This window comes from Pedobacter sp. ok626 (assembly GCF_900100435.1).
Lineage (GTDB): Bacteria > Bacteroidota > Bacteroidia > Sphingobacteriales > Sphingobacteriaceae > Pedobacter.
Genome location: NZ_FNEX01000019.1, coordinates 118,210 through 131,904 on the forward strand (window position 1 = coordinate 118,210; position 13,695 = coordinate 131,904).

A 13,695-nucleotide genomic window follows, 5' to 3' on the forward strand; every position below is an offset into this window, starting at 1 on the left:
AAAGAACTTGAATTATTAACCAAATAAGCTTTATGAAAAGAAAAATACTCATGCTATTCTTGAGTACGTTTTTGCTGGTTGCGCATACCATTGCACAGCAAATAACGGTTACAGGTAAGGTAACATCTGCTGATGATAAGTTAGGTGTCCCGGGTGCCTCGGTCAAGATTAAAGGTACATCATCTGGGGTGCAAACAAATCTGGATGGTGCCTATTCTATTAAAGTTGCGAAAGGTGAGGTATTGGTGTTCTCTTACATCGGTTTCGTAACTCAGGAAAAAACAGTCGGCAGTGCAGCTGTAATTGATGCTGTACTTGCAACAGATTCAAAAGGACTAAGTGAGGTTGTTGTTACGGCTCTTGGTATTAAGAGAGACAAGCGTACACTTACGTATTCTGTGCAGACTGTAAAAGGGGATGACTTGCGAGATGCTAACCAGTCGAATATTATTAACGGTTTACAGGGACAGATCGCAGGTGCACAGATTACTTCTTCTGGTGGGTCTCCTGGTTTACCCTCTGAAATTATTCTAAGAGGAGTTTCCTCTTTAACGGGTGACAATCAGCCGTTGATGATTGTGGACGGTATAAGGGTAAGTAATGCCTCGTCAGATGGTACCATTAATAGACTTGCAGATTTTAATCCTGCTGATATCGAGAGTATTTCGGTGTTGAAAGGAGCTGCTGCTGCTGCGCTGTATGGTATTGATGCTGCTTCTGGTGCAATTATTATTACCACTAAAAAAGGAAAAGAAGGGAAGATGCAGTCTAACCTTTCTTATAAGTCATTTATAGAGACTGTGGGTCGTACGCCTGAGCAACAGAAGATATATACTTCTGGTACAGGAAGTGGGTTTGATGAAAGTTCAATCTCATCATGGGGAAGAAAATATCGGAGCGATGAGTTAATTTATAATAATATTGACAGATTCTTTAAAACTGGTGTAGTTCATGATGTTAATTTCAATGCGACGGGAGGAGCGGAGAAATTCAATTACTACATGTCTGGTAATTACAATAATGGGTCCTCTATTATTCCTAACACTGAAACAGATAAGTTTTCGATGTTGATAAAAGGATCAGCTCAATTGGCTAAAAACCTTGAGTTAAATGCATCCGCTAACTATATTAAAAATAATATCAAAGAAGGAATTGTTGGAGGGAGCTCTGGTGGTTATGCCAATGGTATTTATATGTACCCACTTCGTTATGACATCAACAGGTATCAATATGAAAATGGAAATCCTTACTATGAATACTATGAAAATAGTGGCTCTGAAGAAACGGCTAGGATTTCGCCAATGTGGGGGGTAATGAGAAATCCTAGAAATACAGGGACTCAACGTATTGTTGTTAATGGTGAACTTGCTTATAAAGCCAATGACTGGATCAATTTGTCATTCAGATCAGGACAAGATTATTACAATCAGGAGTTTTCAAATATTACTGTTCCAGGTACACCTGGGAGTTATATGAAAGATGGTCGTTTATATCAAACCAAAGGAAATTATAAATATCAAACAAATATCTTTAACAGTACTTTTGATAGAAATATCATTAAAGACTTAAGAGCTACTTTAATTTTAGGTGCAAGCTCAGAGTATTTTGAAGCAAGTACAAATTCTTTTACAGGGACAGGTTTTATTGTGCCTGATATCTATAGTGTAAATAATATTCCAGCTACTAACTTAATAACGGCTGAAGGCCTCAGAAAGAGACAACGATATGCTGTATATGGTGACTTTAAGTTAGATTATAAGAATATGCTGAGTTTTGGAATAACAGGTCGTAATGACTGGTCGTCTACATTGCCGATAAATGCCAGATCATTTTATTCGCCTTCATTCTCGGGTAGTTTTACTTTTTCTGAACTGTTTGAAAATAAAGACAGTTGGTTTGGTAAGCTGAGAGCCAGCTATGCTAAAGTTGGTAAGGATGCGCCAATTTATGCTACTTATACAACCTTATCCCCATATTATGGCATTGGTGGGGGGTATCAGAATAACCCTACTATTGGTGGTAACACAAACCTGGTGGCTGAGACAACCAGAGAAAAGGAATTTGGTGTTGAATTTAGGTTGTTTAAAAGTCGTTTAAATATAGAGGCTGCATATTATGATAAGGAGAGTCATGATCAGATCGTAACGGCGAGGGTTCCGCTTCCAACTGGATTTGTTAACCAGACTTTTAATGCAGGTAAACTAAGAAACAGAGGTTTCGAATTATCCTTAACTGGAATTCCAGTGAAAACTAAAGACTTTACTTGGTCCGCAACATTAAACACCTGGATCAATAGATCTAAAATGCTGGAATTCCCTGGGCAGATTGAAGTGTTCCCTTATACTTTTGGAAATCCTTACAATGCTGCAAAAGCCGCATCTATGCTAAATATGCCAGTATTGGGCATTGTAGGAACTGATTATTTGAAGAATGATGATGGTTATACTGTGATTGGTGGTGATGGATATCCGGTAATTAATAGTGCAAATTCAGCACAGTATATAGGTAATCGTGAGCCTAAGCTAAATTTTGGCTTCCTAAATAGATTTAATTATAAGGATTTCTCCCTTTCGTTTTTATGGGATTTCCGTTTCGGGGGAGACGTGTATAATGCTACACGTTTAGGAATGACTTCGAGAGGTATTTCTAAGGAGGTTGGTGATTGGAGGGACCAATCCTTTACTTTTAATGGAGTGGTTTTACAGGATGATGGTTCTTATGTTAAAAACACCAAACAGGTTTCGCTTGATTACAAGTACTTCGTTGAAAATTATGCTGTTACAGGGACTAATTTTATCGAAACTGTTAATTGGGCGAGAGTAAGATACATCACTTTGGCTTATTCGCTTCCAAAAAAATATACAGATAGGTTAAAACTAGCTAGGGTGGGAATTGAACTATCTGCACAGAACCCTATTCTGATTACAAACTATTCAGGTGGTGATCCTGAAGTAAATAGTGCTGGACCAAATGCAGGCGGTGGCGGAGGTAGTACTATGGGGGTAGATTATGGTGCTATACCGCTATCAAGATCTTATTCAATAGGTATATCCGTTGGGTTTTAATATTATCAGTTAAGATTATGAAAAATATATTTAAATTAATACCAGTGCTGCTTATCGTCATTTTGACATCCTGCAGTAAAAATCTGGACATCAATATAGATCCGAAGCAGCCGGTAACTACTGCGCCAAATTTGAGATTGCCTGCGATATTAGGGAACATGGCTTATCATTTGTATTCCCATGCTAGGTTTTCTTCGTATCATTCCTTTTATATAACCAGTCGATATAACACAAGTAAGGTTGAGGCATTGTGGAATTATAATGATGTAACTCGTTTGGGTGCTTGGCGTTGGCATTATTTTGACGTAGGTAGTAATTGTTTGGGTATGATTGAACGTGCTGAGGTGGATGGAACGTATAATTACAGAGGTGTAGGTAAAATTATGCTTGCCTTTTCTTATTTAACAGCAACTGATTCTTTTGGTGATATGCCTTATAAAGAAGCGTATAAAGGTATTTATTACCCTAAATACGATACTCAAGAAGTTGTATATGCTGAAATAGCTAAGTTACTTAACGATGGAATTGCTGATTTGAATAAGTCAAATGCATCAGATCCTACAATGAATGGAACTGCAGATTTGATTTATCAGGGAGATTTGAATAAATGGAAAGCTTTTGCTGAAGCCGTGAAAGCCCGGTTATTGTTGCATACTGCAAATTTTCAGAATGGGTATGATGCAGTGCTTTCGGCAGTAAATACATCTTTAAGTGGGTTTTCGGATGCGGTTTTTAAGTATCCGACCACACCTACAAAGGATTGGGAGCGGAACATGTGGGGGGCTTCTATTGCCAGGCCGGAATGGAATTTTGCTGAGATTGTAAATATGTTGAACAATTCTGTTAGTACAGATCTGTTTATGAGTTATATGACGGTAGGAGAGCCTGGTTTGAAGTTTGATCCAAGGCTATTTAAGTTAACAACACCAGGTGTGAAAAATACTTATTATGGTGCGAAAGCGTCAGAAGGATTAGTCGTGCCTAATTGGCCTGTACCAATACCTCCAGCAGACCCGGTACCTCCTGTTATGGATGATTTTGCTAATTTATACAATGGACATTGGACTGCTGATAACTCACCATTCCCATACATCTTAAAAGAAGAGTTGTATTTTATTAAAGCGGAGGCCGCATTTTATAAAGCCGATCATGCCACTGCTTTTGATGCTTATAAAGAAGGTATAAAACTGAATATGCAAAGGTTAGGTGTAGCAGAGTCGGAGATTACGGCTTACTTGGCTTCTTCAAAGATAAAACAAGATGCGGCATCGCTTGAGATTAGTGATATTATGGTTCAGAAATACATTGCATTGTACCTACAAGCTGAAACATGGGTAGATCTTAGAAGATATGGTTATAACGCTAAAGCTTACCCAGGTATATATTATCCTGCTAAAGCTTCAAGTGAATGGGCTGGTAAATGGATACAAAGATTGCCGTATGACAATCAAACAGAATACATTTACAATCCTCAAGAAATGGCAAGGCTAGGCGCTACAGCTAGAAACTGGGTATTTACGCCTGTTTGGTGGGCAGATAAATCTACACTTAAAAATTAACGGCTATGAAAAGATATATAATGTTCTTGATGGCGGGATTATCGCTATTTTCGGTCTCCTGCAAGAAGAATAGTTCAATGGATTTACTTGGGAAACAAAGTGGAGGTTATAATCCACAGTTAAGCGTTTCCTTAAGTAACAAAACACCTTTGGTTGGTGAGGTAACAGTAGTTACTGCAACGACTTCCCAACGAAAAGACAAGATTGCTAAAGTAGAATTTTCTCATACGCTGTCAGAGCGTTTTGGTGTGGAGTTATCTTTGGCGAATACAGTGATCAAAACGTGGGATGCTGAAAAACCCATTATGGTAGTAAGAGATACCATGGTAAGAGATGTAGTTTGGAAAACGATAAGTAGTACAAATAATGAGTTGGATAATTATTTTGTTACGCTTTCGAACAACTATGTTGTGCCTGTTGCATACGATCGCTTCATTCAAACGGATGGCAAATATAAATTTAGTGGACCCGAATTATTGCGCCAGCTTCCTAGTGAAGCATTTGAGATTGTTAAGAGTCAGCTAACCTTTGTAATCGGGGTTGCAGATTATTTGAAATTATTTCCTACTGCACCTGATGCTAATTTTGTAATTACGGGCGGGGTAAAAACAGCAGTTTCCGCTATTGGTAAAACTTATCTTAGAGATAACTTGACTCGAGAACTATTAATTAGCAATGGCTTAAAGGAAATTAAGAAGCATGGAGCCCTAACTGCATTGATAATAGTTAAGGTAACTACCGTAGACGCTGCCCAAACCACTATAAGTAACAGCATTGAATCCATTTACTAAGTTTTAGTCATGAAAAAATATAGCTTTTTATATATAATGTCCTTACTTCTGTTTTTTGCAGGTTGTAAAGAAGATGAGGTTGGCAGGATTGCACCGGAAGGTGATTTTGCCGTGAATTTTACATTACCCGAAGGTGTGGTTACAGCCCCGGCGAAACTTGTTCTCACTAATAGGTCGAAATACTCCGAAAAATATCTGTGGAAATTTCCCAAAGGAGTAGCGTTAACCAAAGAAGGGTTAACGGATAGATCTACTAGCGAGAGTTTGGTGCCAGATACAGTATTTTATAGCTTGCCGGGAGAATATAGCGTTACTTTACTTGCTTGGCAGGGTGGTAAGGTAGATTCAATTACAAAATCTGTTACTGTAGTGAAAATGCAACCGCAGATTGTACCGCCTGTTAGTATTGGTATAATGGGAGAAGTTCAATTTAGTGCCAAAGTGTTTAAATATCCTGGTGTTGATGTAAGCTACTCATGGGATTTTGGAGAGGCAGGCTTGACTTCAACAGAAGCAAATCCGAAGGTTATTTTTCAAAATGAAGGAATACATACGGTTAAGCTTACGATTAATGATGGGCAAGAAAGTTTGACTGCTACTGTTGATGTCGTTGTAAAAGGAGAGCTGGTTAAAACACTGTATTTTACGGATGCAAAAACTGGTAAGCTTTATAAGAAGCGTTTTACTGTGTTGCAGCAATCTAATCCAATACAATTGCCATTAAATACGGGCTTGCATCCCTGGTCTATAACGGTGGCCGGCGAACGTTTGGTGATCTCAGCTACAGGCGCTAATGCCTATTTTACTGGGGCGGCAGCTGATGGTAGAATTTACGCTGTGGATTTGAATGGAGGAAATGAAAAAACGATCACTCGTGGTGTGGGAACAGGTAATGACGACCCTTTTGCAAGTACTGTAGATAATAGCGGAACTGTATGGTGGATGTCTAGAAATGCGAATACGCCGGGAATAAGAACGTTGCCTCTGACAGCAGAAGATGTTGCATATCCAGCAACTAAGTTTGTGCTAACAGCTGCCCAGGCAGGAGCTACCAGTGTTTACGGTTGGCTTGATGGAGATATTCAAAATGTCAATGGAAATATTTGGTATACAAAACAAGGTTCTGCCGGAAAAGGAATGTTCAAGCTTACAGACAAGGGAGTATTTATTGAAAGTATTGCTGCGCTAAAAGATGTTAAAATCAGAAGCTTTGCGGTAGATACTAAAAATAGTAAAATCTATTTTTCAGTAAATTATCCAAGTACAGGATTTCCTAAGGGGTTGTATGTGAGTAATCTTGATGGAACGAACCCGCAGTTGATCGATGCCTTGGCTAATTTCTCTGAAGAGGGAAATCCTAACGAACAGACTTATGTGACGGCCATTGTGGTAGACAATGCACCAGATGATGGTACCGCAGGTTACGTTTATTATGGTTATAGAGACATGACTGAGGTTAGTAGTACAGGAGTGTTAGCTGGTACAGGAGCAAATTCAGGCATTAAGCGGTATGCTATAGGCGGAGGCAGTCAACCAACATTTTTTCTGAAAGGATTTATTCCTTATGGAATTGCGATAGACCACGTAAAACGATAAATTAATTATTGTAATTAAAACATTATGAAAAAAATTATATACACGTCACTTATTCTGATTGCAGGATTACAGTCTTGCAAAAAGAATGTGAATTGGGTGGCTGATGATTATAAAACCCCGGGTGTCAGTTATGAAGTGCCTTCTGGAGCGTATGTGGCAGATAACAATTTTAAAATTGTAGCCTATTACGCTGAAGCTAATGAACCGGATTCAATTGCGGATGAAAAATATAAAATGATCACTCATTTGCATTATGCTTTTGCCTATCCGAATTCTGACGGTACAATAAAAGCCTTAACTAAACCTGCTAATTTTGCTAAAGTGATGAAAAAAGCAAAGGATAATGGAGTGAAAAGAGCAATTTCATTTTCTGGGACTGAGACAATCTATTCGGCGATAGCAGCGGATCCTATACTTCGGTCTAAATTGGTTAAGAACATCATAAAAATGGCATTGGAAAATGATTTGGACGGTATTGACATCGATTGGGAATACCCACGTTCTAACTTATCCAATGACATTACCTATGAGGCTTTTATGAAAGAGCTGTCTGTTGGCTTGCATAAATATCATAAATATTTAAGCGCTGCAGTTACGGCTGGAGTTTATGCAGGGGGTGTTAAGGACGGAATAAATAAGGCTGCTATAGGTGCGACTGATTTTGTTAATTTAATGGCTTATGATGGTGCTGGTTGGTCGGGGGATTCAAATCATTCATCGTATAAATTAGCTGAGGATGTATTGAATGTCTGGCTGAATGAAAAGGGATTGCCTAAAGAGAAAGCTGTTTTGGGTTTCCCTGCATATGGTAAAGATACAGGGAGTCCAGCAAAGTCAATGACTTATAGGAATTTGTTGATTAAAGGGGCAAGCCCTGATCAGAACTCTTTTACCGCGGATGGTGTTTTGTATTACTATAACGGCGTTCCACTTGTTAAAAGTAAGGCAATCCTTGCAAAAACGAGAGCTAATGGGATGATGGTGTGGGAGTTTTATCAAGATACTAATGGTGCAAACTCGCTACTTAAGGCTGCGAATGACGCCCTAGGTAGAACTTATTAAGAAAAAATGCAATTAATTAAAACATCTTGGGTGACCAAGGTGTTTTTTTATTTTATAACATTCTTTTTTTTGCGGTATCCTGGAGGTGGAGGTGATTTTTACTATTACTTGGGGTAGTTTTTTAGACACAGGATTACTTTGTCTGTTAGGATAGTCTTTTTGCTATCCATTTCTCATTAAACTCGATTTTTTACGTGTGATTTTGTCTGAATACAAAATATAATTACTAACTAAAATTGAACCATATGAAAAAAAAACTACTCATGTTATTTCTGGGTATGACGCTGCTCAGCATGCAGGTTTTTGCACAACAAATAACAGTTACGGGCAAAGTGACATCAGGAGCTGATGGCTTGCCCTTACCGGGCGTTTCGGTAAAAGTTAAAGGGAAGTCCATTGGTACCACTACAGACGGGCAAGGTCGCTATACGATTGAGACGGCAAATAATGATGTCTTGATTTTTAGTTTTATTGGTACGCTGTCACAGGAATTAGCAGTTAATGGCGCCAAAGTGTTAAATGTAAAGCTGGCTGAAGATAGCCAGGTATTAAGAGAAGTTGCAGTTACTGCTTTCGGTGTAAAACAGGAAGTACGAAGTTTGGGTTTCTCCACTCAGAACGTGAAGGCACAGGAAATCGTGGAGTCGCAGCAACCGAATATTGTAAATGCATTACAAGGGAAGGTTGCCGGTGTGCAGATCACCAATTCAAGTGGAGCTGCTGGTGCATCTGCGAATATCATGATCAGAGGAGGAAGTTCTTTAAGCGGAAACAATCAGCCTTTATTCATTTTAGACGGTATTCCGGTTGACAACAGTACGCCTGTTTCACAGGGAGGGTTAGTAGCATCCGTAGCTCCGGCATCAAATAGGGCCATCGATATTAATCCGGAAGATATTGAAACAATTACTGTGTTAAAAGGGCCAGCCGCAGCTGCATTGTATGGGATCAAGGCTGCTTCCGGTGCCATTGTAATCACCACTAAAAAAGGTTCCGGGGGGGCGGCAAGACTCACTTATCAGAATAATTTCTCTTTCGATCACATTAATAAGCTGCCGGAACTTCAATCTCAGTTTAAACAAGGTGAACAAGGAGCTTATAATGCCACGGCTTTAGGGTCCTGGGGACCTGCTTTTACCAGTGGTGAACAGATTTATGATAATCTGGGAAACATTTTTAAAAATGCTTTTGCACAGACCCATGATGTTTCGGTAAGCGGGAGTTCAGAGCAAACGCATTATTATACTTCAGGCTCATTCCTGGAACAAGGTTCAATTGTTGACAATTCAACTTTCGGAAAGAAATCGTTCAGGGTGAATGCAGATACAAAGATCGGGGAAAAGCTAACGGTAGGTGGAAGTGCAAATTATATCAGGACCGACCGGAATTACCTTTCTCAGGGAAGTTTTAACGGGATTATGGGAGCGCTGTCCTGGCCCCGTAACCTGGACATGAAGGATTATCTGAAACCCGACGGATCCCAAAAAATTATCAACACTACGGGGACAGATAATCCATATTGGACCATTAACAATAAACCGTTTGTGAGTAAAGTGAACAGGATGATTGTACAGGGAAATCTTGATTATAATCCTTTCAGTTTTCTGAACTTTACCTATCGGTTGGGTACTGATTATTATTCAGAGACCTTTAAGTCCGTCAGGATGCCAGGTACACTGGAGCCAAATGTGATTCGGGGTGCAATCAATCAATCCGTAGCGAATAACCAGATTACTACTTCAACGGCGATTTTAACTGGTAAAAAAACAATAGGTTCTGATTTCAACTTTAGTCTTTCCATAGGTAATAACATTGAAGTCAGTGCGCTCCAGACCACTACTTCCACAGCACTTAATTTTTTGGACCCTACTTTTGCGAGTATCAACAACTCGAAGCCGACGGACAGGACGGTTTCGGAAAGTTTACTGCGCAGGCGCATATTTAGTTGGTTTGGTGATTTTAACATGGATTGGAAAGGAATCGCTTATGTGAACTTCAAAGGCAGGAATGACTGGTCCTCAACACTGCCAGTAAAAGATCAGTCTTTCTTTTATCCCTCGGTGAGTACTGCCGTAATCATAACCGACTTGTTAAAGGAGCTTGGTGCAAAATCTGATGATCAGGTTTTTTCCTATGGAAAAATAAGAGCCGCTTATTCCAACGTTGGTAAAGATGCGGCTGCTTACAAGCTGAATACTTCATTGTCTACTTTAACCAATGATTTTACCATCAACCCAAGAGGATTTATCATCAATTCAAATAATGCTTTTGGAAATCCTTTACTGGTACCAGAATTTACGCGTGCATTTGAAGCAGGTGCAGAGGTCAGGTTTATTAAAAATCGGATAGGAATAGATTTTACCTATTATTTTAGCAAATCTGATAATCAGATCCTGGATCTGCGGACGCCTCCCTCATCTGGCTCTTTTTTAGCAACACTTAATGGAGGGTCTATTCGCAATAAAGGTATTGAGATTATTTTAAACGGAAAACCAATTGTTGGTAAGGATTTTAAATGGTCGATAGATGTCAATTTTGCACACAATACATCCGTAGTTAAGGAGTTGCCGGCTAAAATTGACCGCATTGAACTGTCAGATGCCTGGGCCGCTAATAATGTGGCGCAGGGTGCTGCATTTTTAGGTGGTAGCTTATTTGGCATAAACGGAACGGTTTGGAAACGGAATGCTCAAGGGCAACTGCTGTTAACCAATGCCGGTTACCCACAGGTGGCAGTTGCTTTAGCGAATATAGGTGATAGAAATCCCGACTTTACCATGGGTATAACCAATAGTTTTAGCTATAAGGATTTTATGTTCTCGTTTATGATTGATATTCGTTCCGGAGGCAAAGTCTTTAATGCAACTGAGAATGCATTGGTGAGATCGGGCTTAAGTCTTAAAACTTTAGACCGAGGCACTAAGGTTTTTGATGGTGTCATCGAGTCAACAGGTGTACAAAATACCATTGCAGTGCCATTAAATCAGAATTATTACCAGACAATATACTCCAATCAAGGCTATGATTTTGTAGAAGATGGTAGCTGGACCAGACTGAGATATGCAACTTTAGTATATCACATGCCCACACAATACCTGGGGAAATTAAAAATTAAAGGTTTGTCGTTTACAGCTACAGGGCGTAACCTGTTTTTAATTACCAATTATTCAGGAGTGGATCCTGAAGTTTCAGGCAGTGGTGCGGGTGTAGGTGGAACAGGGTCTTTCGGATTTGATAATCTGGGTGTTCCAGCAACCAGGGGTTTTGATTTGGGTTTAAAGTTAACGTTATAAGTAGGAGAATCGATTATGAATATGATATATAGAAAAGGGATAGCTTGTTTTGTATTAGGTGTAATCCTTTCAACAAGCTCCTGTAAGAAGTTTTTGGATGTGAATGTAGATCCAAATAATCCAACTAAAGTAAGCGCTGCAAACAGGCTGGTTGGTGCCATTACTACATCAAATGGGGCTGCCCTGTGGCGCAGTTCGAGGGAAATAGCCGGGGCGACACAGTATGGGGTGACAAAATTGCTGACAGGAACCAATTTGAATGCAGAAACCTGGCGTTTTACTGCTAGTTACTTCGCCTGGCAGAACACCTACGTTTTTACAATGCCCAATTGTATTGATCTGATCAATTTGGGAGAGGAAGAAGGTAGTCCGTGTTTTGTTGGCGCTGGAAAAACCTTATTGGCAATGAACTTCGGTATGATGACCGATCAGTACGGAGCTATTGTGATCGATGAGTTTTATAATGGAAAGACCCAGCTTTCCCTGACGCCAAAAATGCAGGATCAGCAAACAGCGTATCAGCGGATAGATCAGCTATTGGATGAGGCGATCGTTGCTTTTAACAACCCTACAAATAACACAACATTAAATTCTGCAGCGGGCGATATCATATATCAAGGCAATTTAGAAAAATGGAAGCGTTTCGCCTGGGCATTGAAAGCAAGGTATTTAAACCATTTGTCGAAAAAAGGCACCCTCTATAATCCAACAAAAATATTAGAGGCCTGTCGCAATGCTTTTAATGCAGATGGCATGGATGCTGAATTCCCTTATCTTGCCGGTGCTTTACCAACGGATGAGAATCCCTGGTTTAGCTGGGGTGGTTTTGTGGTCCCAAATGTGGACCCTAATGACGCGACCTATAACCCCAGATACTTCGCCTGGAGCCAGTTTTTTGTAAATATGCTGACATCTTTTCCCGTTACCAATACAGCCTTTCAGGATCCTAGAATCAGTAAAATTATGCAGGCCGCTGTTTCTGACGGACAATACCGGGGATTGAGGCCTGGTGGTGGTCTGGTTGCTGGACAGGGTATTTTAGCAAACGGTCAGAATGGCGATGTAACCAAGAAGAATGCCAATGATTACGGACGTTTTAGTAACAGTGGCTTCTATACCAAACAGACTTCTCCATTTCCGTTTATCACTTATTCTGAAGTTAAACTGATCGAGGCTGAGGCACGATTAAGATCTAGTGACGTGCCTGGAGCTCTTTTAGCTTATGAGGAAGGTGTAAAGTCCAATATGCGTAAATTGGGGGTGACGGGCCCTGATATCAATACTTATTGGACGGCGCAGGTGGTGGATGGTTTAAATGCGCATTTTGGGAATCTTACTCAGGGTTTAAGTCACATCATGAGACAAAAATATATTTCCTTATGTTTGAATCCGGAAACCTGGGTTGACATGCGCAGGTCAGACTTCAGCCAGGCCATATATGGCCCTTCTTTAGTCCGGCCATTGAACCTGAATACGGTTGTATTTGATGCCGGTAATCCAAATCAGTGGTTAAGAGGGATGGTGTATGAAACCAATGAGGCAACCAGAAACCCTGATAATGTTGGCAATAATACGGAAAGATATCGTTTGTTAACACCGTTGTGGTGGGATACGAATTAGTTATTTAAAAATAGATGATGATAAAGAAACATGCTGTGAAGCTTATGTTTTTGATTTTACTTTGTAGCACTGCGCCCCTTAATTTAAGGGCGCAGTCTACTTTTAGAATCTTTGACAAGCCAATTATATTTGATGCAGAAAGAAAACGACTTTCATTGGAGTACTTGGAAAAGCGACATGGCTTGAAACAAGATCAGCCGACCATTAAGCCAATTATGATCGTATTACATTGGACTGCTATTCCCACTGTAGAGCAAACATTTGACGCCTTTAATAAATCAAGACTGCCTGGAGCGCGTAAAGAGATTGCCACAGCAAGTTCACTCAATGTGTCTTCGCAATTTGTGATTGATAGGGATGGAACAGTCTTTAGGTTGTTGCCGGATACTGTTTTTGCAAGGCATGTAATTGGACTTAATTATTGCGCTATCGGTGTGGAAAATATAGGCAGCGAAAAGAATCCCTTGACTCCGGCACAGCTTGTTGCCAATGAAGAGTTGATTAGATATCTGAAACGGAAATATCCAATCCAATATGTGATCGGCCATTATGAGTACACGCGATTTAAAGGGACTGATCTGTGGAAGGAATCTGATCCTACATACAATACCCAAAAAACGGATCCCGGAGTTGACTTTATGAGAAGGATCAGAGAACGGATCAAAGATTTAAATATAAAAGGTGCTCCCGATCATAAATAAGAGTTGTT

8 protein-coding genes are annotated in these 13,695 nt (G+C 39.8%); all 8 read left to right on the forward strand.

Annotated features, from left to right (window positions below; all coding sequences use genetic code 11):
- Positions 1-32 precede the first annotated feature (32 nt).
- The 8 genes from BLS35_RS22975 to BLS35_RS23010 all read left to right on the forward strand — a co-directional run bounded on the left by BLS35_RS22975 (position 33) and on the right by BLS35_RS23010 (position 13,687).
- Positions 33-3,065, forward strand: coding sequence for a SusC/RagA family TonB-linked outer membrane protein (locus tag BLS35_RS22975; protein ID WP_090785765.1), 3,033 nt, complete (start codon positions 33-35; stop codon positions 3,063-3,065).
- A gap of 17 nt (positions 3,066-3,082) precedes the next feature.
- The gene (locus BLS35_RS22980; protein ID WP_090785766.1) at positions 3,083-4,624 is read left to right on the forward strand and encodes a SusD/RagB family nutrient-binding outer membrane lipoprotein; all 1,542 of its coding nucleotides are present in this window, start codon (positions 3,083-3,085) and stop codon (positions 4,622-4,624) included.
- Between the two features lie 5 nt (positions 4,625-4,629).
- Positions 4,630-5,415: a hypothetical protein gene (locus tag BLS35_RS22985; RefSeq protein ID WP_132226051.1), complete on the forward strand. Its 786-nt coding sequence runs from the start codon at positions 4,630-4,632 to the stop codon at positions 5,413-5,415.
- Between the two features lie 9 nt (positions 5,416-5,424).
- Positions 5,425-7,011, forward strand: coding sequence for a PKD domain-containing protein (locus BLS35_RS22990; protein WP_090785768.1), 1,587 nt, complete (start codon positions 5,425-5,427; stop codon positions 7,009-7,011).
- A 24-nt stretch (positions 7,012-7,035) separates the two neighbouring features.
- On the forward strand, positions 7,036-8,073 hold the full coding sequence (locus BLS35_RS22995) for a glycosyl hydrolase family 18 protein (RefSeq protein ID WP_090785769.1): 1,038 nt from the start codon (positions 7,036-7,038) through the stop codon (positions 8,071-8,073).
- Between the two features lie 245 nt (positions 8,074-8,318).
- Positions 8,319-11,366: a SusC/RagA family TonB-linked outer membrane protein gene (locus tag BLS35_RS23000; RefSeq protein ID WP_090785770.1), complete on the forward strand. Its 3,048-nt coding sequence runs from the start codon at positions 8,319-8,321 to the stop codon at positions 11,364-11,366.
- Positions 11,367-11,381: 15 nt separating this feature from the next.
- Positions 11,382-12,986 carry a SusD/RagB family nutrient-binding outer membrane lipoprotein gene (locus tag BLS35_RS23005; protein ID WP_090785771.1) on the forward strand — a complete coding sequence of 535 codons (1,605 nt, stop codon included), beginning with the start codon at positions 11,382-11,384 and terminating at the stop codon, positions 12,984-12,986.
- 14 nt (positions 12,987-13,000) lie between these two features.
- Positions 13,001-13,687, forward strand: a complete 687-nt coding sequence (locus tag BLS35_RS23010) for an N-acetylmuramoyl-L-alanine amidase (protein WP_254779068.1) — start codon at positions 13,001-13,003, stop codon at positions 13,685-13,687.
- The last annotated feature ends 8 nt before the right edge of the window (positions 13,688-13,695 follow it).